At 64.6% G+C, this 23,364-nt stretch carries 20 protein-coding genes; 10 read left to right on the forward strand and 10 right to left on the reverse strand.

Annotated elements, in window-relative coordinates; genetic code table 11:
- Window positions 1–204 precede the first annotated feature (204 nt).
- Window positions 205–495, forward strand: a complete 291-nt coding sequence (locus MTX19_RS19425) for a succinate dehydrogenase assembly factor 2 (protein ID WP_280978869.1) — start codon at window positions 205–207, stop codon at window positions 493–495.
- Entirely contained in the window at window positions 492–4,010 is a 3,519-nt protein-coding gene (gene mfd, locus MTX19_RS19430) for a transcription-repair coupling factor (RefSeq protein WP_280986111.1), read from the forward strand. Before MTX19_RS19425 ends, mfd begins: the two co-directional genes overlap by 4 nt.
- Before the next feature lie 163 nt (window positions 4,011–4,173).
- Here the strand turns inward: mfd and MTX19_RS19435 are convergent, their stop codons facing one another.
- The 3 genes from MTX19_RS19435 to MTX19_RS19445 all read right to left on the reverse strand — a co-directional run bounded on the left by MTX19_RS19435 (window position 4,174) and on the right by MTX19_RS19445 (window position 8,824).
- Entirely contained in the window at window positions 4,174–5,400 is a 1,227-nt protein-coding gene (locus tag MTX19_RS19435) for a GGDEF domain-containing protein (protein ID WP_280978870.1), read from the reverse strand.
- A 95-nt stretch (window positions 5,401–5,495) separates the two neighbouring features.
- Window positions 5,496–7,001, reverse strand: coding sequence for a class I adenylate-forming enzyme family protein (locus MTX19_RS19440; protein WP_280986112.1), 1,506 nt, complete (start codon window positions 6,999–7,001; stop codon window positions 5,496–5,498).
- A gap of 89 nt (window positions 7,002–7,090) precedes the next feature.
- Window positions 7,091–8,824 (reverse strand): extracellular solute-binding protein, encoded by a 1,734-nt coding sequence (locus MTX19_RS19445; RefSeq protein ID WP_280986134.1) that lies wholly within the window; start codon window positions 8,822–8,824, stop codon window positions 7,091–7,093.
- Window positions 8,825–9,197: 373 nt separating this feature from the next.
- Between MTX19_RS19445 and MTX19_RS19450 the strand changes: the two genes are divergently transcribed.
- Complete coding sequence (locus MTX19_RS19450) at window positions 9,198–10,001, forward strand: invasion associated locus B family protein (protein WP_280978871.1); 804 nt, start codon at window positions 9,198–9,200, stop codon at window positions 9,999–10,001.
- Between the two features lie 546 nt (window positions 10,002–10,547).
- Here MTX19_RS19450 and hspQ read toward each other — a convergent pair.
- Window positions 10,548–10,880 carry a heat shock protein HspQ gene (hspQ, locus tag MTX19_RS19455; RefSeq protein ID WP_280971526.1) on the reverse strand — a complete coding sequence of 111 codons (333 nt, stop codon included), beginning with the start codon at window positions 10,878–10,880 and terminating at the stop codon, window positions 10,548–10,550.
- A 122-nt stretch (window positions 10,881–11,002) separates the two neighbouring features.
- Here hspQ and MTX19_RS19460 point away from each other — a divergent pair, with 122 nt between their 5' ends.
- Complete coding sequence (locus MTX19_RS19460) at window positions 11,003–11,956, forward strand: AEC family transporter (protein WP_280978872.1); 954 nt, start codon at window positions 11,003–11,005, stop codon at window positions 11,954–11,956.
- Between the two features lie 9 nt (window positions 11,957–11,965).
- Here MTX19_RS19460 and MTX19_RS19465 read toward each other — a convergent pair whose 3' ends face one another.
- Window positions 11,966–13,150 carry a UbiH/UbiF family hydroxylase gene (locus tag MTX19_RS19465; protein ID WP_280978873.1) on the reverse strand — a complete coding sequence of 395 codons (1,185 nt, stop codon included), beginning with the start codon at window positions 13,148–13,150 and terminating at the stop codon, window positions 11,966–11,968.
- Window positions 13,151–13,283: 133 nt separating this feature from the next.
- Between MTX19_RS19465 and pcsA the strand changes: the two genes are divergently transcribed.
- The 3 genes from pcsA to MTX19_RS19480 all read left to right on the forward strand — a co-directional run bounded on the left by pcsA (window position 13,284) and on the right by MTX19_RS19480 (window position 15,779).
- Complete coding sequence (gene pcsA / locus MTX19_RS19470; RefSeq protein ID WP_280978874.1) at window positions 13,284–14,012, forward strand: phosphatidylcholine synthase; 729 nt, start codon at window positions 13,284–13,286, stop codon at window positions 14,010–14,012.
- Window positions 14,009–14,734 (forward strand): TerC family protein, encoded by a 726-nt coding sequence (locus MTX19_RS19475; protein ID WP_280986113.1) that lies wholly within the window; start codon window positions 14,009–14,011, stop codon window positions 14,732–14,734. Before pcsA ends, MTX19_RS19475 begins: the two co-directional genes overlap by 4 nt.
- A gap of 70 nt (window positions 14,735–14,804) precedes the next feature.
- Window positions 14,805–15,779: a quinone oxidoreductase gene (locus tag MTX19_RS19480; protein ID WP_280978875.1), complete on the forward strand. Its 975-nt coding sequence runs from the start codon at window positions 14,805–14,807 to the stop codon at window positions 15,777–15,779.
- Window positions 15,780–15,914: 135 nt separating this feature from the next.
- On the opposite strand, the gene MTX19_RS19485 is transcribed toward MTX19_RS19480, so the two are convergent.
- The 3 genes from MTX19_RS19485 to MTX19_RS19495 all read right to left on the reverse strand — a co-directional run bounded on the left by MTX19_RS19485 (window position 15,915) and on the right by MTX19_RS19495 (window position 19,339).
- Window positions 15,915–17,111 carry an acetylornithine transaminase gene (locus MTX19_RS19485; protein WP_280978876.1) on the reverse strand — a complete coding sequence of 399 codons (1,197 nt, stop codon included), beginning with the start codon at window positions 17,109–17,111 and terminating at the stop codon, window positions 15,915–15,917.
- 239 nt (window positions 17,112–17,350) lie between these two features.
- Window positions 17,351–18,670, reverse strand: a complete 1,320-nt coding sequence (rimO, locus tag MTX19_RS19490; protein WP_280986114.1) for a 30S ribosomal protein S12 methylthiotransferase RimO — start codon at window positions 18,668–18,670, stop codon at window positions 17,351–17,353.
- 279 nt (window positions 18,671–18,949) lie between these two features.
- Window positions 18,950–19,339, reverse strand: coding sequence for a contact-dependent growth inhibition system immunity protein (locus MTX19_RS19495; protein WP_280978877.1), 390 nt, complete (start codon window positions 19,337–19,339; stop codon window positions 18,950–18,952).
- A 346-nt stretch (window positions 19,340–19,685) separates the two neighbouring features.
- Between MTX19_RS19495 and MTX19_RS19500 the strand changes: the two genes are divergently transcribed.
- From MTX19_RS19500 to MTX19_RS19510, 3 genes are all read left to right on the forward strand, one after another.
- Complete coding sequence (locus tag MTX19_RS19500) at window positions 19,686–20,276, forward strand: ANTAR domain-containing protein (protein WP_280971534.1); 591 nt, start codon at window positions 19,686–19,688, stop codon at window positions 20,274–20,276.
- Complete coding sequence (locus tag MTX19_RS19505; protein ID WP_280986115.1) at window positions 20,273–21,430, forward strand: CmpA/NrtA family ABC transporter substrate-binding protein; 1,158 nt, start codon at window positions 20,273–20,275, stop codon at window positions 21,428–21,430. The genes MTX19_RS19500 and MTX19_RS19505 overlap by 4 nt, the downstream gene beginning before the upstream one ends.
- Before the next feature lie 229 nt (window positions 21,431–21,659).
- Window positions 21,660–21,812, forward strand: a complete 153-nt coding sequence (locus tag MTX19_RS19510) for a hypothetical protein (protein ID WP_280978879.1) — start codon at window positions 21,660–21,662, stop codon at window positions 21,810–21,812.
- A 192-nt stretch (window positions 21,813–22,004) separates the two neighbouring features.
- Here the strand turns inward: MTX19_RS19510 and MTX19_RS19515 are convergent, their stop codons facing one another.
- Complete coding sequence (locus MTX19_RS19515) at window positions 22,005–22,421, reverse strand: hypothetical protein (RefSeq protein WP_280978880.1); 417 nt, start codon at window positions 22,419–22,421, stop codon at window positions 22,005–22,007.
- 145 nt (window positions 22,422–22,566) lie between these two features.
- Entirely contained in the window at window positions 22,567–23,340 is a 774-nt protein-coding gene (locus MTX19_RS19520) for a 5-oxoprolinase subunit PxpA (RefSeq protein ID WP_280978881.1), read from the reverse strand.
- Window positions 23,341–23,364 lie beyond the last annotated feature (24 nt).

Below are 23,364 nucleotides of genomic sequence, written 5' to 3' on the forward strand. Positions count from 1 at the left end.
TTACGCCGGGCATCCACGTCTTTTTTGCCAAGTGCAGCGAGAAGAGGTGGATGGCCGGACCATAGGCGAGCGAAAGCAACGTCGTCCTTCGGACGGCCGCGGCCCCGCCATGACGAGAACGAGGGCTGACATCGGCGATCTCGGTCGCTATATCAAGCCTCGCCCGGCACGTCCGGGCTTTTGGCGTTGGATGGATTTTGGCTCATGACGGGATCGACACGATCGAGCGGCGGGCTTGATGACCGCCGCAAGCGGCTTTTGTTTCGCTGCTGGCATCGCGGTATCAGGGAGATGGACCTGATCCTTGGCCGTTTCGCCGACGCGACGATTGCCGATCTCACCGATCAGGAACTCGGCGATCTCGAGCGCCTGATCGAGGTGCCCGATCCCGACCTCTATGCCGCGCTGACCGGCGACAGGGTGCTGTCGGCCGAACATGCGACGGCGCTGTTCGATCGCGTCAAGTCGTTTCGCGTCGCGGATCACGGCGCATGAAACAGCCTGCCAAATCACCGGCCGCGATGCTGGCGCCCGGCCGGGTGCTGACCATCGCGAATGTCGCGGAGGGCGCCGAAGGGCTCGTCATCTCGGATCTGGCGCGCGCGATCGCGGCGAAGCCGAAGCGATCGGCCGTGAGCCTTGCCGTGGTGTGCCGCGACGGCGCGCGCGTCCAGCAGCTCGCCCGTGCGCTAGAATTCTTCGCGCCAGACATCAGTGTGATGCAGATTCCGGCTTGGGACTGCCAGCCGTATGATCGCGTCTCGCCGCATGCCGGCGTTCTGGCGCAGCGCCTGACCACGCTCGCCAAGCTGTCGCGGCTGGTGGGAAGCGACAAGCCGCTGATCGTGCTGACCACGGTGAACGCGGCCGTGCAGCGGGTGCCGGCGCGCGAGCAGGTCGCGGCGCAGGCGCTGTCAGTCGCGCCCGGCAACGTCGTACCGATGGATTCGATCGTCGCCTGGCTCGAGCATAACGGCTACACCCGCTCGTCCACGGTGCGTGAGCCCGGCGAATATGCCGTGCGCGGCGGTATCCTCGATCTGTATCCGGCCGGCCTCGATCAGCCGGTTCGCTTCGACTTCTTCGGCGACTCGCTGGAGTCCATCCGCACGTTCGATGCCGAGACCCAGCGCACGCTGCTCGACATGCGCGGGCTCGACCTCGTGCCGGTCTCGGAATTCCAGCTTACGACCGAAACCATCCGCCGCTTCCGCATGGGCTATGTCGCCGCCTTCGGCGCGCCGGAACGTGACGACCAGCTCTACGAAGCCGTGTCCGAGGGCCGCCGCCATCCCGGCATGGAGCACTGGCTGCCGCTGTTCCAGGAGCGGATGGACACGCTGTTCGACTATCTCGACGGCGCCGTGGTCGCGATCGAGCCGCAGGGTGAGGACGCCGCCCGCGAACGCTTCAAGCAGATCGTCGACTATTACGAGGCGCGCCGCGAGGCGCTGGAGCATCCGGGCGGCGGCGCGATCTACAAGCCGCTGTCGCCGGACAAGCTCTATCTGACCGAAGACGAATGGACCAAGCTGCTCGGCGACGCGCCGCTGGTTCGGCTGACGCCGTTCGCCGTGCCCGAAGGCGCGGGCGAGGTGTTCGATGCCGGCGCGCGGCTGGGCCGCAACTTTGCACCTGAGCGGGCCGATACTAACGTCAACGTGTTCGAGGCCGTGGTCGGCCATGTCGGCGCGCTGCAATCGCAGCGCAAGAAGGTGGTGATCGCGCTGTGGAGCGAGGGCTCGCGTGACCGCATGGGCGCGATGCTGCGCGACCACAAGCTGTTGAACCTCACCAACGTCAACACCTGGCGCATCGTGCAGGCGACGCCGCGCAACGAGACCATGCTGGCCGTGCTCGGCATGGAATCCGGTTTCGAGACCGATGAATTCGCCGTCATCAGCGAGCAGGACATCCTGGGCGACCGCCTGGTGCGGCCGCGCAAGGCGAGCCGCAAGCTCGACAATTTCATCTCGGAGGTGACGAGCCTCTCGACCGGCGATCTCGTCGTTCACGTCGAGCACGGCATCGGCCGCTTCGTCGGCCTGCAGACGCTGGAAGTCTCCGGCGCGCCGCATGACTGCCTCGAGCTGCATTATGCCGCCGACACCAAGCTGTTCCTGCCGGTCGAAAACATCGAGCTGCTGTCGCGCTACGGCTCCGACAGCGCCAATGTCGAGCTCGACCGGCTCGGTGGCGGCGGCTGGCAGGCCCGCAAGGCCAAGCTGAAGAACCGCATCCGCGAGATCGCGGGCGAACTGATCAAGATCGCGGCGGAACGCCAACTCCACGAGGCGCCGAAATTCCCGCTGCAGCCGCATGTCTATGATGAGTTCTGCGCGCGCTTCCCCTACGAGGAGACCGAGGACCAGTTGGGGGCCATCACCTCGACGTTGAAGGATCTCGAAATCGGCCGCCCGATGGACCGGCTGATCTGCGGCGACGTCGGCTTCGGCAAGACCGAGGTGGCGCTGCGCGCGGCCTTTGCCGTGGCGCTGGAGGGCAGGCAGGTTGCCGTCGTGGTGCCGACCACGCTGCTCGCGCGGCAGCACTCGCGCACCTTCGCGGAACGGTTCCGCGGCTTCCCGGTCAATATCGCGCAGGCGTCGCGTCTGGTCTCGACCAAGGAGCTGAACCAGGTCAAGAAGGGACTCGCCGACGGTAGCGTCGACATCGTGGTCGGCACCCACGCGCTGCTCGGCAAGACCATCAAGTTCAGGGACCTCGGCCTACTGATCGTCGACGAGGAGCAGCATTTCGGCGTCAGCCATAAGGAGCGGCTGAAGCAGCTGCGCGCCCAGGTGCACGTGCTGACACTGTCGGCGACCCCGATCCCGCGCACGCTGCAATTGGCGCTGACCGGCGTCCGCGAGCTCTCGATCATCGCGTCGCCGCCGGTCGACCGTCTCGCGGTCCGCACCTTCGTGGCGCCGCATGATCCCTTGATGATCCGCGAGGCGCTCTTACGCGAACGCTATCGCGGCGGGCAGGCGTTCTACGTGGTGCCGCGGATCGAGGACCTCGCCAGCGTCAAGGACTTCCTCGACAAGAACGTGCCGGAGATGAAGGTTGCGGTCGCCCACGGCCAGATGCCGCCGACCGTGATCGAGGACATCATGTCCGCGTTCTACGACGGCAAATACGACATCCTGCTGTCGACCACGATCGTGGAATCCGGTCTCGACATTCCGAACGCCAACACGCTGATCGTGCACCACGCCGACATGTTCGGCCTCGCGCAGCTCTACCAGCTCCGTGGCCGTGTCGGTCGGTCCAAGCTGCGCGCCTATGCGCTGTTCACGCTGCCGGCGCAACAGAAGATCACGGCACAGGCGGAGCGGCGGCTCAAGGTGCTGCAGTCGCTGGAGACGCTAGGCGCGGGCTTCCAGCTTGCCTCCCACGACCTCGACATCCGCGGTGCCGGCAATCTCTTGGGCGAGGAGCAGTCCGGCCATATCAAGGAGGTCGGCTTCGAGCTGTACCAGTCGATGCTGGAGGAGGCGATCGTCAACCTCAAGGCTGGCGTTGCCGAACCCGCCGCCGACCGCTGGTCGCCGCAGATCACGATCGGCATGCCCGTGCTGATCCCCGAGGACTACGTCAACGATCTCAGCGTGCGGCTGTCGCTCTATCGGCGTCTCGCCGATCTCGAGACCGACGAGGAGATCGACAATTTCGCCGCCGAGATGCGCGATCGCTTCGGCGTGCTGCCGGACGAAGTGCGCTATCTGTTCAAGGTCGCGGCGATCAAGGCGTATTGCCGCAGAGCCAATGTCGAGAAGGTCGACGCCGGTCCGAAGGGAGCCGTGATCACCTTCCGCGACAACGCCTTCGCCCATCCCGAGCGGCTTGTCGCGTTCATCCGCCAGCACGGCCAGGCCGCGAAGGTCCGGCCGGACATGAAGGTCGTATTCTTCCAGGATTGGGAGACGCCGGAGGAGCGCCTCGCCGGCACCACCGATATCCTGCGCCAGCTTGCCAACCTCGCCGAGAGCAAGAAAGCGGCGTGAGGTTTCTCTAAACCACGTCATTGCGAGCCAACGGGTCGCGCGAATGCGCGCCGATGACAGGCTCCGCGAGGCAATCCATTCCTCGGCGCAAGTCGAGCTATGGATTGCTTCGTCGCTTTGCTCCTCGCAGTGACGATGTGCGGCAACCTGGTGTGGCGTCGCGTTACGACGCCGCACGCTCCGGCATCTGATTGAGACGCGCCAGCAGCGATCCCGCACTGTCGCCCGACAGCAACGTCGCGACGTTGATGACGGGTTCGGCGCGCGTGTCACGGCGCCCATGGTGGGTATGCCGCATCACGCTCGCCAGCCGGCGTGTTATCGCAAGGGCGTTGCGCAGGTCGGTCCCGGTGAACACCACGATGATCGATTTGTCATCCTGCACGGCGCCAAAATCGGCCTGGCGCATCAGCTTGCTGATGATCCGGGCGCCGTCGAACTGCGCGCGGGGGTGAGCGTCGTCGAAGCTGAACCGCGCCACCGACAGGGTGCCGCCACGCTCGGCGGTCTGGTAGACCGTGCTGGCGAAGTCGCGGTCGAACGCCGCCTTGGTGAGCAGGCCGGTGCGGGCATCGATCAGGCCCTTGGCATCGATGGCGCGGAGCATGCGGCCAAGTCGCGCCTCGAAGGCATGCTGTCGGATCAGCGGCAGGGCGATATCTGCAATGCGCGACGGGCTGGCCGCGACGATCTCGATATTGGGCAGATCGTAGCGCGGCGTGAGCTCGTTCGAGACGACGATCGCGGGCAGCGGACGGAAGCGGACGTCCTCGGTCAGCACCGTCAGGAATGCATCCATCACGCGTGGCGTAAATCCCTCGGCCAGCACGATGCCGTCGATGTCGCGGCTGCTGAGATGCTTGGCCGCGGCCTCGATGCTCAGTGCGCCGACCACGCCGGCGCGTTCGCCGAGCGCAACCGACAGCGCCGGGTAGGCACCACCGCGGCCGATCAGCAGCGTGGTGGCTTCGCCGACGGGATCGATATCCGTCATCGCAATCGGCGCCGGCGGCACCAGGCGCCGCATCACGGTCGCATGTAGGGCGCGCACGCGCAGGCAGGCGTTGAGCCGCGCGATCAGCCGGTCGGGCAGGCCGCGCTTCTGGAAGAACGCGATCGCGGTATCAGGCAGCGCGCTCGCGGGATCGACCGCGATCAGCGGCAGATAGGGCGCACGGGCGGCGGCGCGCTTGGCGAGCGTTGCAAGGACCGAGTAATCGATGCCCTGCGTCGCGGCGATGATGGCCGCCGGCTTCACCTGTTCGATGGCGCGCCCGGCTTCGTTCCAGTCGGTCACCACGACCGGAAACAGTTTCGTCTCATCGAGAAGGGTGGCGAATGACGGCTTTGCCGTCGCCGACACGATGAGAACCGGGCCTTGTTGGGACATAAGAGAAAGCTCGAGACCTATGCGCGGATGCGCAATGGCCGGCATGCTAAATCGCCACGCTTAATGTGGCGTCAACACAACCGCGAGAGTTCGATCTATGCGGCGGGCGTGCGGTCGCGAAATGCCTCGACCATCAATGGGTTAAGCCCGAGCTCGGTCAATGCATCGCGGGCCCGCGCGTTGTCCTGCGCCCGTCCGGCCAGCTTGTGGCCGCTGAGCCGGTCCGGCAGTGCCGTCAGGAGACCGCCCTGGCCGAGGCGGCGTGACCATTCCTGGAGCTCCTGCGCCAGAAATCGGTAGCCGCCAACTGTCATCACACCCGACGGCGGCGCGGTGATGTTGATAGCGCCGGTCGCGCGGTCGACCCGCGCGGCATATTCGGTGTCGACGAAATCGCGCGACGGCTGCGCGATCATGAGGTCACCGGGGGGAGGCGGCGGCGCGTAAGCGGCGGCCGGCACCATGGGGCCACGGAGCGCCAGCGTGCCCTTCGGTGTCAGCAAGATCTCGCCGGCGATCGACGCACCCGGCGCTTCGCGCGGCGCGCCATGCGGGCCCGGTTTGATCGGGGCCGGCGATCCATCTTCGGCCGTGCGACGGGCGCCGAACAGCCCGGTCTCGCCGAACAAATAGACATCGGTCAAGGTCGCGCGCTGCGAGGTCCAGCATGCGCCGGAGGCGACCTGTTCCGGCGCGCGCCACAGGCCGATCACGTTGCGCAGGCTCGGGAAGCGCTCGGACAGCCCCCGCTCGTCGAGCCGGAGGGCGAGCTGGGCGGGGGCGATCAGCGTGTCGCAGGCATGGTCATTGAACTGCGTCTCGAGCACCTCTTCATCGAAGGGGTGATGCAGCACCAGCGTTCCACCCGACAGCAGCCAGGCCACCAGCGACGCGCAGAGGCCGGCAAACGACATCGGCGCGAAAGCCGACATGATGGTGGCGCCCTGCGCCAGGTCGCTCTCCAGCGACATCGCGAGCCCGCCGGCGATCAGGCTGTAATGCGCGCGCGGCACCGGACGCAGCCCTTGGCTGGTGACGTCGAAGGAAATCAGCGCGGCCTTGCGGCCGTCCTGGATCACCGCGCGCGAAGTCTGGGAGCCCTCCAGGATCGCCCGGTCGAGCGAGGCCATGCCTTCGGGCAGATCGTCGCCGAAGCCGCAGACATGGCGGATCGAGAACGCCTCCGCCGCGGCGTTCATGGCGAGGTCGGCGTGGGAGACGCCGTCGATCCTGCTCGAAGTGACGATCGCCCGCGCCGCGGTGCGATTGAGTGCGGCCGTCAGCTCGGCATGCCGCCACAACAGCGGCAGCGGCACCACTACCAGCCCGACGCGATGGGCGGCGAGCACTGTCAGGGCGAACTCGACCGTGCAGGGGAGCTGGACCGCGATCACCGTGTTGGCCGGCAATCCGCTCTCGATGAAGTGGGCCGCGATCGCCGAGATCGCGCGATCGGCCTGGGCGTAAGTCAGGCGCTTGCGGGTCTGGCCGGTGATGCGTTGCTTGTTGAGGGGGTCGACCAGCGCCAGCGCCTCAGGCTGCCGTGCCAGGAGCCGCTTAAACAGGGTATCGAGCGTTGGCGAGGTGATCTGCTGGTTCACGGGTTCAACGTCGGTTGCCGCACTTGGATTGCATCAGGTCTGGATCGCATCAGCTCTGGGTTGCATCGAGGTCGTATCGCTTGAGGTCGTCACCTGGACTGCGAGCCGGCCTTCTGCCACCAGGTCTCCGGCAAATAGCCCGACAAGGCCGTGGTCGAAGGCCGTTCTATCCGATTCCAGCGTGCGATCCATTGCTCTCCGAGGTCAAAGAGGGGGATAGCGTAGAAGCCCGACATCAGGGCCCGGTCCAGCGCCCGCACCGCCGAGACGAAGGCCGGTCGCTCCCGCGCAGCCAGCAGCGCCGCGATCATGGCGTCGATGGCCGGATCCTTGGCGCCCATATAGTTCCTGGTTCCCGGGATATCGGCGGCCTGGCTGCCCCAATAGAACGCCTGCTCGTTGCCGGGTGACAGCGACTGGTCCCAGCGATTGGGAATCATGTCGAAGTCGTAGGCGAGCCTGCGTTGCTCGAACTGCACCGCGTCGACCACCCGCACCGTGGCGTTGATGCCTGCGCGCTTCAGGTCGCGCTGATAGGCGAGCGCAATGCGCTCATGCTCGCGCGTCGTCACCAGGATCTCGAAGCTGAGCGGCGTGTGCGTCGAGCGCTGCTTCAACATCGTGCCGTCGATCGCGTAGCCGGCCTCGGACAACAGTGCGAGCGCGTTGCGCAGCACCGTGCGGTCGCGTCCCGAACCGTCGGTGACCGGGAGGCGGTAGCGGCCCTCGAGAATATCCGGCGGGATGTGCGACAGATACGGCTTCAGCAGAGCGCGTTCGCGATCGTTGGCGGGCCGGCCGTAGGCCGACAATTCCGATCCGGCGAAGTAGCCGCCGGAGCGCGAATACAGCCCGAAATAGTAGTTCCGGTTGATCCACTCGAAGTCGAACAGCATCGTCAGCGCCTGACGCACCCTGACATCGGCGAACAGCGGCCGCCGGCTGTTGAACACCAGGAACTCGGACGGATGCGGAATGCCGATCTTGTTCGTGTCGCGGATCACCTCGCCGTTCCGCGCGGCGGGGAAGTCATAGCCCTCGTGCCAGCGCAGCGGCTCGTTCTCGACCCGGAAGTCGTAGAGACCGCGCTTGAAGGCCTCGAACAGGCCGTTGGCCTCGCGGTAGAAATCGAGCCTGATCTCGTCGAAGTTCCAGAGGCCGCGGTTGATCGGCAAGTCGCGCCCCCAGTAATCGGGATTGCGGGTGAAGGTGACGCTGGTTCCTGGATTGACCGCCGTGACCCGGTAAGGGCCGGAGCCGATCGGCGCGGCCAATGTGGTCTGCTCGAACTTCGAGACGTCGATCGCGTGCCGCGGCAGGATCGGCATTAGACCGAGGATCAGCGGCAACTCGCGATCGGCGACGCCGCCGAAATCGAACCGCACCGTGAGCGGGTCGAGCGCCACGGCCTTTGCGACTTTTGAGTAGTATTGGTGATGCAGCGGGCGGCCGTGGTCGCGCAGCAGTGCCAACGAGAACAGCACGTCATCGGCGAGCACCGGCTGTCCGTCCGAGAAGCGGGCGCGCGGATCGATGTGGAAGGTGACGTAGCTTCTTGCGTCGTCGGTCTCGACGCTGCGGGCGAGCAGTCCGTACAGCGTGAAGGGCTCGTCATTGCCCCGCGCCATCAGGCTTTCATAGACATAGCCGCGCTCATACGCGTAGCCCCTGAGCTGTTGCACGGGAACGCCCCTGACGATCAATGGATTGAGGCTGTCGAAGGTGCCGATCAGGCCCTGCACTAGCCGGCCGCCCTTGGGGGCGTCAGGGTTGGCATAGGGCAAGTGCGTAAAGTCGGGCGGCAGGGCCGGAGTGCCATGCATGGCGATCGCGTAGCTCTCGGCCGCCGCCGCGGGAGCCAGTCCGGTTGCCAGGACGGCCAAGGCAAGGAACAGGCCGGCGAGTATGCGGTGCCCGAACCGCCCGGGAACAGGTGGGTGAGGCGCCGAATTTGATTCGCAAAACGTCACGCGGGAGCTTTATCACACGCCGCCGCAACTCGGCGTGACGTCGGCGCAAATCCGTTTGTCGGCATTGATCTTTCCGCGCGCCGCTGTATTGAAGGCGTGCAATCGATCCGGGCAGCAACGCCTGTCACGTATCCGCCTCAATTGACTAGGAGACAGCCGCTCAAACGGCTAACTGTCGGCGCCTGCAGTGGTTTCGGGCGCTGCCGTTCAGAAAGGGTTTTCCGCAATGAATTTCCGTATCTTGGCCGCCCCGGTCCGGCCGCGGGGGCGAATTGTCGCTCTGATGGCGGCAACGGCACTGTCCGCAGCGCTCCTGGTTCCTGCCGCTCAGGCCCAGCAGCCGCAGGCACCGAAGGCTGCGCCCAAGGCGGCACCGAAGGCGGCCCCGAGGGGCGCGCCGGCGGCACCCGCGGCCCCGCAGCAGGCCGCCCCGCCGGCCGCGCAGCCGCCGCAGGATCAGCAAATTCAGCTCATCTACGCCCCCTGGACCAAGTTCTGCCTGAAGGGCCAGGAAGCCAACGCCAAGCAGGTCTGCTTCACCGGCAAGGACGGCCGCATCGAGTCCGGTCAGCCCGTTATCGCCGCGGTGGTGATCGAGCCGGAGGGCGAGCCGAAGAAGATCCTGCGCGTGACGCTGCCGCTCGGCATGCAGCTCGTTCACGGCACCCGCATCATCATCGACAACAACCCGCCGCAGCAGGCGCCCTATGTGATCTGCTTCCAGAACGGCTGTATGTCGGACTATGAAGCGACGCCGGAGATGATCAACAACCTGAAGAAGGGCCAGAACCTCGTGGTTCAGGCGATCAACTCCAACGGCGCGCCGCTGACCCTGCCGCTGCCGCTGAACGGCGAGTTCGCCAAGGCCTATGACGGTCCGCCGACCGATCCGAAGCAGTTCGAGGAAAACCAGAAGAAGCTGCAGGAAGAGCTGCAAAAGCGCGCCGAAGAGCAGCGCAAGAAGCTCGAGGGCGCAGGCGCTGCCGCCCAGCCCGGAGCGCCGGCTGCGGCCAACCCGCCGTCCAAGTAAGCGCGCAAGCAGTCGCATAACAAAAGGCGCCCGAACGGGCGCCTTTTTAGTTTGCGTAGGCTGAGACTCGCTTCATTCAAGGTGCGGCGTCACGCGATCGCGTCTGGCTGATCTCAACTTGCCGCGTTGGTCGTCTTGTCCGTCGCGTGCGATGGTTCAAATGCACGTTCCGATCCGTGTGAGAGTCGTGCGCTGCCCAGCCCGGGTGACCCCGGCATCGACGCAAAATCACAGAACCAACCCGGGAGGTCAGACGAAAGCGCGCAACACGCGCCTTCGATCCGCAGGCACGCGTGTGTTCTGCGAACCCTGGCCGCGCTGCGCGGAAAAGTAATGGCTCGATGCGATTGGAGCCGCCCGGATCGCAAGCCAGTCCGCCTACGCAGTCATGGAAATCCGGTCAATGTCCCAGCGAGTAAGCCAGCGGCGGAAAGAACCGCTCAACCGCCCGTTGGGGCAAGCGGCGCTGGCCGCGCGTGAACGGGTCTAAGCTGCCGCCATGATGGCGCTCAGGTGCCACGCGACTGGCGCGAAAACGGAAGATCGTCAGTTCAGCGACGGGTTGCGCGGGCGATAGCCGCCGGACTTGTCCTTGATGAAGATCTCGGCCACCTGCGAATGCCGGATCGGCTCGCCGGAGTCGTCGGGCAACAGGTTCTGCTCGGAGACATAGGCCACATACTCGGTCTCCGAATTCTCGGCGAGCAGGTGGTAGAACGGCTGATCCTTGTGCGGACGGACGTCCTCGGGGATCGACAGCCACCATTCCTCGGTATTGTTGAACTCCGGGTCGATGTCGAAGATCACGCCCCGGAAGGAGAACACCCGGTGACGGACGATCTGCCCGATCTGAAACTTGGCGGTGCGCGCTTTGATCATGCCTCGTCGATAGACCATCATTGTGGCTGATGCTAGGGGCAAGGGAGTGATTTGGACCCTTGGTTTACCGATTCTGGCCGGGGGCAACCAACCCGGAAAACGGCCGAGAATCCACTTTTAGAATGATCGATATCCTCAATCTGGCGTTGCCGTATTTCGGCCTGATCTTCATCGGTTACGCGTGCGGCAAGGCCAAGCGGCTGCCCGAAAGCGGGCTCGCCTGGATGAATTTCTTCCTACTCTATGTTTCGCTGCCGGCGTTGCTGTTCGGGATCATGTCCAGGACCCCGTTCTCCGACCTGAACAACCCACCGTTTCTGATCGCGACCACGCTTGGAACCATGATTGCCTTCTTCCTGGCGATGGTCGCGGGCAAGGCAATCGGCGGGCTCTCGCTGCGCGAAGCGACGCTCGCCGGCCTGTCAGGCGCCTACGGCAATATCGGCTATATGGGGCCGGGACTGGCGCTGGCGGTGCTCGGCAGCAAGGCAGCGGCGCCGACCGCGCTGATCTTTTGTTGCGACAGCATCTTCCTGTTCTCGATCGTGCCGCTCCTGATCGAGCTCACCGATCGTGACCATCCCTCGCTGCTGCATGCGCTCGGTGTGGTGATGCGGCAGATCCTGCAGAACCCGCTGATCATGTCGGCGGTACTCGGCGCGCTGGTGGGCGCGCTTCACATTACGCTGCCGGTTGCGCTCGACCGGACCATCCAGTTTCTGCAGAACGCCGCCGCGCCGACGGCGCTGTTCGTGCTCGGCGTGACGGTCGCGCTGCGGCCGTTCGACCGGGTGCCGTGGGAGGTCCCCGGCGTGATCGCGATCAAGCTTTTGATCCATCCGTTCGTGGCGTTCTGCCTGATGCTGCTGTTCGGCCCGTTCGCGCAGCCCTGGGCCGCCACCGCGGTGTTGATGGCCTCACTGCCGCCGGCGCTGAATGTGTTCGTGATCGCGAGGCAGAACGACACCTGGATCAAGCCAGCCTCGGTCGCCGTGCTGATCGGGACCTTTGCCTCCGTGGTCACGCTGACCAGCGTGATGTGGTTCATTCAGACCGGGCGGCTCGCGTTTCCTTGATCGCCCCAGTCACCGCCGCCACGACGGTGCCAGCCCCTCGCGCATCGCGAGCCGGCGCAGCGGGCCGATCGCGCCGATCAGATGCAGGCCGGCGGCACGCGCGGTCTGCATCGGCAGGAAGTCGCTGAGCAAGGAACGGTTGGCGAGGTCGATCGCCCAGGTCCGGCTGGCGACGTCGGGGCGCCGCGCCACCTGGTAGCGCGACAGCACGCGCGGCGCGCCCGGATCTTCGCCGTGCGCAATCGCTTGGCCTGCGATCTCGGCGATGTCGGCGGCGTCGCGCAGCCCCATGTTCAGACCCTGCGCGCCGATCGGCGGCAGCACATGCGCGGATTCGCCGACCAGCGCGATGCGGTTCTTGGTGAATTGCCGGGGCCGTTCGATGGCGAGCGGAAACACATTGCGTCCAGGTTCGACCTGAACGCGGCCGAGGATGGAATGGGATTGCCGCTCCGCGGCCGCGGACAGTTCATCGTCGCCGAGCGCTTTGAGCCGCTCGGCCTCCTTGGGTGCGCAAACCCAGACCACGCTGCTCCGGTTACCGGAGAGCGGCACGAACACGCAAGGGCCGTGCTCGGTGTGGAACTCGGTCGAGATGTTCCGGTGCGGCCGGGAATGGCTGATGTTGAAGGTGAGGGCGGACTGGCCGAGATCGCGTCTGACGACCTCGATGCCGGCGGTCTCGCGGGACACCGAATTGCGCCCGTCGGCGCCGACCACAAGCCGCGCCGACAAGGACTGGCCCCGCTGCGTCTGCACGGAGACCGCCGCATCGTCAGGATGGATCGCAGCCGCCTCGTCGTCGAACCGCGTCAGCGCCAGCAATTCGCCGGCGCGCTCCTCGAGCGCTGCGACCAGCGAGCGGTTGTCGATGTTGAACCCGAATTGCTCGCGGCCGATCTCCTCGGCGGAGAAGCGCACCTCGGGCGCGCGGATCAGGCGGCCGGTGTCGTCGACGAGGCGCATGATCTTGAGGGCGGCCGCCCTGTCGCGGCAGCGGCGCCAGACGTCCAGCCGCTCCAGGAGATCGGTCGAAGCGCCCAGCAGGGCGGTGGTGCGGTTGTCGGCATAGGGCGCCCGGCGCGCCAACAGCGCGGTCCGCGCGCCGGCGTCGGCCAGGGCGACGGCGGCCGTCAACCCGGCAGGACCACCGCCGATTACGATAACGTCATAAACCTGAGAATTGTCGGTCATACCGGAACAATTGACACTGTTCGCGCCATTTTCAAGCAGCCAGCAACCGCAAAAGTTTCCGACAATTTGCGCGGCCGAAGGCCGCAAGAGCGCATATGCAAAGCGGGTCGATTCCTGATAGCACTGCAGCAATATGGACCAGACCAGCCAGCCGGGTGCGTTGCCGGAGCGGATGCGGACCGCCGCATTTTCCGTTCATATTTTCACGGCGCTGGGAGCGGGCATCGCGTTGCTGGCGATGTTGGAGGCGGTACGCGAGCACTGGGCCAGCATGTTCGGCTGGCTCGGGGTGGCGCTGATCATCGACGGCCTCGACGGTCCGCTGGCGCGCAAGTTTGACGTGGTGCGCTTGCAGCCTAACTGGTCGGGCGAGGTGCTCGACCTGGTGGTCGATTTCGTCACCTATGTGTTCGTGCCGGCCTATGCGATCACCGCGAGCGGCATGCTGCTGCCGCTGGCCGCCCCGATTCTCGGCATCGGGATCGTGGTCTCGAGCGCGCTCTATTTTGCCGATCGCCGCATGAAGGCCGAGGACAACCATTTCCGCGGCTTCCCGGCGCTGTGGAATGCGGCGGCGTTCTATCTGTTCCTGCTGCATCTGCCGCCGGTGCTGTCGACGCTTGTGGTGGCGATCCTGATCGCGCTGACCTTCGCGCCGTTTCATGTGCTGCATCCGTTGCGCGTGGTGCGGCTGCGCTGGCTCACCCTCGGGCTGCTCGCCGCCTGGGCGCTGCTCGCCCTCTACACCGTGGCGAAAGACTTCATGGTCGGGACGTCAGTCACCGTCGCACTCTGCGCCATCGCCGCCTACATCGTCGGCAGCGATACCCTGATCCGCCGCGTGAGGGCATTCAGAGAATGATGGAATTGATCGCGAGCCCGGAGGCCTGGGCTGCGCTGTTGACATTGACCGCCCTGGAGATCGTCCTCGGCATCGACAACGTGATCTTCCTCTCGGTGCTCGTCTCAAGGATTCCGCAGCCGCAGGCCAAGCGTGCGCGGCAGATCGGCCTGCTGCTGGCGCTGGTGTTCCGCATCATCCTGCTCAGCATCCTGGTGTGGCTGATCGGCTTGACGCAGCCGGTGATCACCATCAAGAGCGTCGCGCTGTCCTGGCGCGACCTCATCCTGATCGGCGGCGGCCTGTTCCTGATCGCCAAGGCGACCCACGAGATCCACGGCGAGGTCGAGGCGCGCGACACGGGCGAGCAGACCCAGCCGACTGCCAGCGCATTCTTCTGGGTGATCGTGCAGATCATCATCGTCGACCTGGTGTTCTCACTGGATTCGATCATCACCGCGATCGGCATGGCGCAGGATCTCGAGATCATGATCGCTGCAGTCGTGATCGCCTGTGTCATCATGTACGTCTCGTCGGGACCGGTGGCGCGATTTATCGCAGAGCATCCCACCACCAAGATGCTGGCGCTCGCATTCCTGGTGCTGATCGGCGTCGCGCTGGTGGCCGACGGATTCAAATTCCACATCCCGCGTGGCTACATCTATTTCGCAATCGCGTTCTCGGCCGCGGTCGAGATGTTCAACGTGCTGGCGCGACGCAACCGCAAGAGGGCGGCGGGATAGGCCGGCTCGGTTGACAAGACGGCTCTGATGGCATTCGCTCGCGTTACTTGAGATCAAGGGAGCGATCGACATGACCAAGGCTGTGCGGGTGCACAAAGTAGGGGGCCCGGAAGTCCTGACCTATGAGGATGTCGAGGTGCCGGCTCCCGGGGTTGGCGAGGTGCGCATCCGGCAGCACGCGGTCGGCCTGAACTTCATCGACGTCTATTTCCGCACCGGCCTCTACAAGGCGCCCAGCCTGCCGTTCATCGCCGGCAACGAGGCGTCCGGCGAGGTCCTGGCCGTCGGTTCCGGAGTGACCAACTTCCATCCCGGCGATCGCGTCGCCTATTACCACAACCTCGGCGGCTACACGTCCGAGCGCGTCATCCTGGCCGACAAGCTGGTCAAGCTGCCCGACCACATCACCTATGAGCAGGGCGCCGTGCTGATGCTCAAGGGCCTGACGGTCTGGTACCTCCTGCACAAGACCTTCAAGGTCGAGCCCGGTCATCGCGTGCTGATCCACGCCGCGGCCGGCGGCATCGGGCTGCTTGCCTGCCAATGGGCGCGGGCGCTCGGCGCACATGTCATCGGCACCGTCGGCTCGAAGGCGAAGGCCGATCTTGCCCTCGCCAATGGCTGCGACCACGTCATTCTCTACAACGAGGAAAACTTCGTCGAGCGCGTCAAGCAGATCAGCCGCGGCGAGCTGTGCGACGTCGTCTATGACGGCGTCGGCAAGACCACGTTCCCGGGATCGCTGTCATGCCTGCGGCCGCGCGGTCTGTTCGTCTCGTTCGGCAACGCCTCCGGTCCGGTGCCGCCATTTCCGCTCGCCGAGCTCAACATCCACGGCTCGCTGTTTGCAACGCGGCCGAAGCTCAACGACTATGTCGGCACCCGCAAGGAGCTGCTGGAGGGCGCCGACACGCTGTTCGCGGCCGTGATCAACGGCAAGCTGCACGTGCCGATCAATCATGCCTATGCGCTGAAGGACGTGGCGAAGGCGCATATCGACCTGGAGAGCCGGGCGACCACGGGAGCGGCGATCTTAAGGCCGTAGTGTCCGCCGTCATTGCGAGGAGCTCGCGACAAAATTGCAAAGCAATTTTGCGCTGAAGCGACGAAGCAATCCATTCTATCCCGAGTGGAAAGGCGGATTGCTTCGCTTCGCTCGCAATGACGTTCGGCGTGGCTGCTACGCCACCCGCCTTGCAGCACCCACCTTCGTCAGCACCACATCGAGACAATCGATCATCGCCGAGATTTCCTCGCGCGTGACGTTGAGTGCCGGCATGAAGCGCAGCGTATCCGGCTGCGGCGAGTTGATCAGCACGCCGGCCGCGAAGGCCTGTGCGACGACCGCGGCACCGATCGGCATCTTGAGGTCGAGTGCGAGCAGAAGGCCTCGGCCTCTGATGTCACCGAGTCCATGCCGCGACGACAGCCGCTGCAATTCGCTCTCGAGGAACAGGCCGGTATCGGTCACCGATTTGAGGAAATCGGGCCGGCCGACTTGCTCCAGCACCGCGAGGCCCGCGGCGCACATCAACGGATTGCCGTTGAACGTGCCGCCCTGGTCGCCGTGATCGAAGCAGGAGGCATGCTCGGTTGCGAGCAGCGCCGCGAGCGGGACGCCGCCGCCGATGCCCTTGCCGAGCGTCATGATGTCGGGCGCGATCCCGGCATGCTCATAGGCGAACAGCTTTCCGGTCCGGCCCATGCCGGTCTGGATCTCGTCGACGATCAGCAGCAGGCCGCGCTGCTGGGTCAGCGCGCGCAACTCTTGCAGGAATTGATCAGTCGCGGGCCACACGCCGGCTTCACCCTGGATCGGCTCCAGCATCACGGCGACCGTTGACGGCGAGATCAATCGGCGGACCGATTCGATGTCGTTCAGCTTTGCCTTCCGGAAGCCCGGGACCTTGGGCTCGAACAGCGGCTCGAACGCCTTCTTGCCCGAGGCGGACATGGTCGCGAGCGTCCGGCCGTGGAAGCCGCCCTCGAAGGTGATGATCTCGTGGGCGCCATTCTTGTACTTGGCGCCGTATTTGCGCGCGAGCTTGATCGCGCCTTCATTGGCTTCTGCGCCTGAATTGGCGAAGAACACCTGGTCGAAGCAGCTCTGCTCCACGAGCGCCTTTGCCAACTCAAGGCTGGGGCCATTGTAGAAAGCAGGACTCGGTGTCAGTAGCCGCTTGGCCTGCGCGGCCAGTGCCTCGGCAACAGCGGTCGGCGCATGGCCGAGCGGATTGACGGCCCAGCCCTGCACGAAATCGAGATAGCGATTGCGGTTGTCGTCCCAGAGGTAGCAGCCCGCGCCGCGCACGAACACGACCTCGGGGCGCGCGGTGATGTCCATCAGCGCGTCGAACGGATGGGTGGCGTTGGTCATGTCGATCTCCTCTGGCAGTTCTGGGGGGATTAAGGGCGGGCCGAAAAGCGAGAAGGCCGCGCTTTGGGGCGCGGCCTTCTCGAAAACCTTGGCTGATCGTCTAGCTAATCAGCGCTGGCGTCGGACACGGCGCGACCCATCATCGTCGTTGGTACGACGACGGCAGATGGCGCGGCGGTTGGTCCGGTTCAGCTTCATGGCGCAGGCCCATACAGCCGAACGCCGGCAGATGTCAAGCGTCAGAATCCGGCGACGCTGCCGTGCAGATCGTATTCGTCGGAGCGTTCGATCTTTGCGGTGACGATTTCGCCGACCTTGAGCGGGCGGCGGCTGGAGAGATAGACGGCGCCGTCGATCTCCGGCGCGTCGGCCTTTGACCGGCCCTTAGCGACGGTCGGGCCGATCTCGTCGACGATCACCTGCTGGCGGGTGCCGACCTTGCGTTTCAGGCGCCTTGCCGAAATCTTCTGCTGGCGCGCCATCAGCGCGTTCCAGCGCTCCTGCTTGACCTCGTCGGGCACGGCATTGGCAATCGCGTTCGAGGCGGCGCCGGCGACCGGTTCGTATTTGAAGCAACCAAGACGATCGATCTGGGCTTCCTCGAGCCAGTCGAGCAGATAGGCGAAATCGGAATCGGTCTCACCGGGGAAGCCAACGATGAAGGTCGAACGCAGCGTCAGGTCCGGGCACTGCTCGCGCCATTTCTGAATCCGCGCCAGCGTCTTCTCCTGCGCGGCCGGCCGCTTCATTGCACGCAGCACATCCGGACTCGCATGCTGGAAGGGGATGTCGAGATAGGGCAGCACCTTGCCCTCGGTCATCAGGTCGATGACCTCGTCGACATGCGGATAGGGATAGACATATTGCAACCGCACCCAGGCGCTGAGTTCGCCGAGTTCTTTCGCGAGATCGAAGAACTTGGCGCGGACGCTGCGGTCCTGCCACGGGCTCTCGGCATACTTCAGGTCGACACCATAGGCCGAGGTGTCCTGCGAGATGACCAGCAGCTCCTTGACGCCGGCCTTCACCAGCCGCTCGGCCTCGCGCAGCACGTCATCCGCCCGGCGGGAGACCAGGTCGCCGCGCAGCTTCGGGATGATGCAGAAGCTGCAGCGGTTGTTGCAGCCTTCGGAGATCTTCAAATAGGCGTAGTGCCGCGGCGTCAGCTTCACGCCCTGCGGCGGCACCAGGTCGAGATGCGGATTGTGGACCGGCGGCAGCGCCCGGTGCACGGCCTCCAGCACGCTCTCATATTGCTGCGGGCCGGTGATCGAGAGCACCCCGGGATAGGCGGTCTCGATCTGCTCGGGCTCGGCGCCCATGCAGCCGGTGACGATCACCTTGCCGTTCTCAGCCATGGCCTCGCCGATCGCCGAGAGCGATTCCTGCTTGGCGCTGTCGAGGAATCCGCAGGTATTGACGATCACGATGTCGGCGCCGTCATGCTTGCGCGCGAGCTCATAGCCTTCCGCGCGCAATCTCGTGATGATGCGCTCGGAATCGACCAAGGCCTTGGGGCAACCTAGGCTGGTAAAAGAAATACGCGGCGCTCTTTCCATGTAATCGCCTGGAACCTGCATCTGAATTGTTCGGATATGCGATCCAACTAATTGATCCGATAGAAAAATTCAACCGCTACGGAGGGCGTCTGGACGGATTGAAGCTTCCTGATGGAGCTCGTAGCTGGTTGAGCTAGCGAAACGATGACGATTCGCTACCGGCCATGCTGGTTGAACGTCTGCTCAACACCCACCAAGCGGCGCAAGAGCGGACATCTGTCAGCTAACACGATGGGCTACAAATGGGCCTCACCGGTGGCCCACTCGACGCTGCGTACATCAGGCTTCCGTCAAGAATGATTGGCACTCATCGGCAATCCGGCCGCCACGGGGCATGACAGCCCGAGCAATCGACACGAGCTGTCCGAGTTCGACTGAGCTGTCTGACCAATAGGCCTTGTCGATACGTAACAAGGCGCACAGTAGATCACCGGGATAAAAGTCCGCTTCCAGCAGCGGCTCGTTTGAAACCAACTGGAGTGCTTTCGGAACCAGTGTTCTTAAGCCGATCTGCTGACCAACCAGCAAACGCAAGTCGCTCGCGGTCAAGTCCTTCAACGGCGTTCGACGCAAACGCAGGCATCTCGCCACCATGCCCGTCGGAGCCGTTTCAGGCTCTCCCCAATCCTGCCCGTCAATCTGCTCCAGTGTTCGAAGTTCACTAAGCATCGTGTTCTCCACGATTCCGAAGATTGTAGACTACTGCGGGGAGTGGGCGGATCGCAAAGCTTACATTCGTTGTCTCAGGGGCATCCCAAGGAAACAAAGCTCACTTTCGGCGCGGCGGCCTGCTGCATAGGTTGAATCTGCCTGATTGATGGGCAGGAGCTAGTCCCAATTGCCGAGAATTACAACCCTTTCCGGGCGCAATCGGCGTGTTATGGATGCGGCTTGCCGGGATTTGCGATGGTGTTTTCGAGCGAAGTGGGTACCGGTTCACGTGAAGAAAGCGCGTCCAAACAGGAGGATGAGAGCATGATACGATCCAATCGGATCGCATCATGCTCGGTGGTCGATGAACGTTGAGACGTCTCCCAAGATCGTCATAGTCGACGAAAGCCCGATCCGTGCGGCCATCCTGGAGGAGGGGCTGCGGGAGGCGGGCTATTCGGAGGTCGTCCATATCAGCGAGATGCAGAGCCTGCTGGCGCGGATCTATGCGCTCGACCCTGAGATCATCGTTATCGACCTCGAGAACCCGAGCCGCGACGTGCTGGAACAGATGTTCCAGGTCAGCCGCGCGGTGCGCCGCCCGATCGCGATGTTCGTCGACCAGAGCGACTCCGCCTCGATCCAGGCGTCGGTGGATGCGGGCGTCTCCGCCTACATCGTGGACGGCCTGAAGAAGGAGCGCATCAAGCCGATCCTCGATCTCTGCGTCTCCCGCTTCAACGCCTTTGCCAAGCTGCAGGACGAGCTCGACCGCACCAAGCATGCGCTGGAGGAGCGCAAGGTGATCGACCGTGCCAAGGGCATCCTGATGAAGATGAAGGGGCTGACCGAGGAGGAGGCCTACGTGCTGATGCGCTCGACCGCCATGCGCGAGAAAAAGAAGATCGGGGAGATTGCGCAATCGATCCTGACGGCGTCGGAGCTGCTGAAATGACCACACCATTGCGCATCGGCTTCATTCCGCTGGTCGACGCCGCCGCGCTGATTGTCGCCGCCGACAAGGGGTTCACGGCTGCCGAAGGGCTGGACGTGACCCTAGTGCGGGAGGTCTCTTGGTCGAATGTCCGCGACAAGCTCAATATCGGGCTGTTCGATGCCGCGCATCTGCTGGCGCCGGTCGCGATCGCCTCGAGCCTTGGGCTCGGTCACGTCAAGGTCCCGATTGCAGCCCCGTTCAATCTCGGGCTCAACGGCAATGCGATCACCGTATCGCCGGCGCTGTACGCCGCCTTGATGGAAGAGATCGACGGCGATCGCGTCGATCCGATGGTCACGTCCCGCGCGCTCGCCCGCTTGGTGGCGAAGCGGCGGAAGAGTGGGGCCGAGCCGTTGACGTTCGGCATGACCTTTCCGTTCTCGACCCACAATTATCAATTGCGGTTCTGGATGGCTGCCGGCGGCGTCGATCCCGACGAGGACGTCCAACTCGTGGTGCTGCCACCACCCTATATGGTGGACAGCCTTGCCAATGGACACGTCGATGCGTTCTGCGTCGGCGCTCCCTGGAATTCGATCGCGGTTGATCGTGGCATCGGCCACATCCTGCATTTCGCCGCCGACATCCTGCTCAGCGCGGCGGAGAAGGTGCTGGCAGTGCGCCAGAACTGGTCGGAGAAGCATTCCGACGTGGTGGCGGCGCTGCTGCGTGCGCATCTGCGTGCCGCCGAATTCATTGAGGACCCGCAGAACCGGTCCGAGGTGGCGAGTATCCTTGCGCAGCCGGAGCGGATCGGCGTTGACGCCAGCGTCATACAGCGGACACTTGACGGCCGGCTGAAGGTTTCACCTGACGGCACGATACGCGAAAGCCGCCGCTACCTGCTGGTCGGCCGCGAGGCCGCGGCGCGGCCCGATCCGGCGCAGGCAGCTTGGCTCTATGCGCAGATGGTCCGCTGGGGGCAGGCGCCCTTCAAGCAGGATGCGCTGAAGGCTGCCATGGCCGTGTTCAGGCCGGATCTTTACGACGCCGGATCGGGGCGCCAGGCGGGGGCCGCCAATCCCATCGGCGCCTTTGCCGGTCCGCCATTCGATCCCAACGACGTTCCCGGTCATCTGGCCGCCTTCAAGATCGGGCGCTGGAAGCCTTGAATCGTCGCCGACCTGAGGAAGATGGGCCGGTTCCAGCAGGACGCGTATGAGACCGGTTCCCGGCGCCTCGAATTCGGGCGAATAATATTCTCACATGAGCCAATAGCGGAGTAGTTTCTGCTCGCGACCGACTCCATGACGGTGGCGGCATCGCTATTTTCGCGCCCCGCTTGAATCAACGCGTGAACGATATTCGATAAGCTTCCAAATGGGGCGTTGGAGATCCACCATGCGCGAACTATCGGCGGAAGCCCGCCTGCATCTCTACGCGCGGAACATTTCACGGAAGACGGGGATCAGCATTCACACTGCGGCGCTCTACGGCGCCTTTGCAGTGATCGCGGCGATCGTGTTCGGCACGCTGTCCGTTCGTCCGTTCTAAGGTTTCGAGATATTGAAAAGCCGCCGCCCGATGCGCTCGGGCGGCGGCGTTTTGTTTTTCGAGCGTGTGACGATGATTAAGGCGTGATGAGACTAGGTTGAGCTGGAACGGCAACGGAGATTCACCTCTCCCCGTCGGGGAGAGGTAAAGCGAGTCCGTCGCCGAACCGATTCGATCCAAACTCATCTTGCTTTAGTGGCTGTAGTCGTAACCGTATCCGTAGCTGTATCCGCCGCCGCAGGTGCCGCAGGTCGGGGTGACCGGCGCGTAGTAGGAATAGCCCGGCGAGACCATCTGAACGCGTTCACGCGTGGCATATTGCGGCGGGATACGCTCATAGGCGACGCCTTCGGGAGCGACCATCACCGTCCTCGGCACCATCACGGTGCGATACTGCGCCGGCGTGCGATGCGCGATAACGCGCCCGGGCGCCACCATCACGGTCTCCTGCACCGTGCGATACTGCGGCGGCACGGTCTGCACCTGATAGCACGTCGTGCAGGGCTGCGGCGGCGGCGCATAGCAGCTGTAGCAGCCGGCGGACGCTGCGCTGGTGAGAGCGGCCGTGGCAACCGCGGCAAGGCTAAAGGAGAGAGTGGTGCGGAACATGCTTTCGTACCCAATTTCCCAAGAGGACTATCAAGGTTCGGAAGCTGCACCTACCAGCCAATCGGCAAGTTTGGGTTTGGGAAAACTCTTCACGGAATCTAAAAGGGCCGGCGGGAGCGCCGGCCCCTTTTTGCTTGCAGGCAATTCAATGCGCGGTCTTGAACGGCGCGACCGTGATGCCGGCATTCTTCAGCGCCTCGCGGACGCCGCGCGCGATTTCGACGGCCCCACGCGTGTCGCCATGGATGCAGACGGTATCGGTCTGCATCTTGATCACCTTGCCGGTGACCGACACCACAGCGCCGTCCTGCACCATCCGCACCACGCGGTCGGCGATCGCCTTGGGATCGTGCAGCACCGCGCCGGGCTTCTTGCGCGAGACCAGGTTGCCGTCGTTCTCATAGGCGCGATCGGCGAACACCTCATGCGCCATCCGCAGATTGGCGGCTTCACCGGCGCGCACCAGCTTCGAATTCGCGAGCACAACGAAGACCAGGCTGGGGTCGACCGCCTTGATCGCGTTGGCGATCGCCTTCGCCGTCATGTCGTCCTCGCAGGCAACGTTGGAGAGCGCGCCGTGCGCCTTGACATGGGTGACCTTGTGGCCGGCGGCGGTCGCGATCGCCTGCAACGCGCCGATCTGATAGGCGACGAGGTTCTCGATTTCGGATGACTTCAGCCCGGGCACCGGGCGGCGGCCGAAGCCGTGCAGGTCGCGATAACCGGGATGCGCGCCGACGCTGACGCCGCGCGCCTTCGCCAGCTCGACCGTGTGGCGCATGATGTCGGCGTCGCCGGCATGGTAGCCGCAGGCGACGTTGACCGAGGTTGCAAGCTCGATCATCGCGGCATCATTGCCCATTTCCCACGGGCCGAAGCTTTCGCCGAGATCGCAATTGAGGTCGATGGTTGAGGTCATGACGATCGATCCGTTGTTGTTGGT

The sequence above is a fragment of the Bradyrhizobium sp. ISRA464 genome, assembly GCF_029910095.1.
Lineage (GTDB): Bacteria > Pseudomonadota > Alphaproteobacteria > Rhizobiales > Xanthobacteraceae > Bradyrhizobium.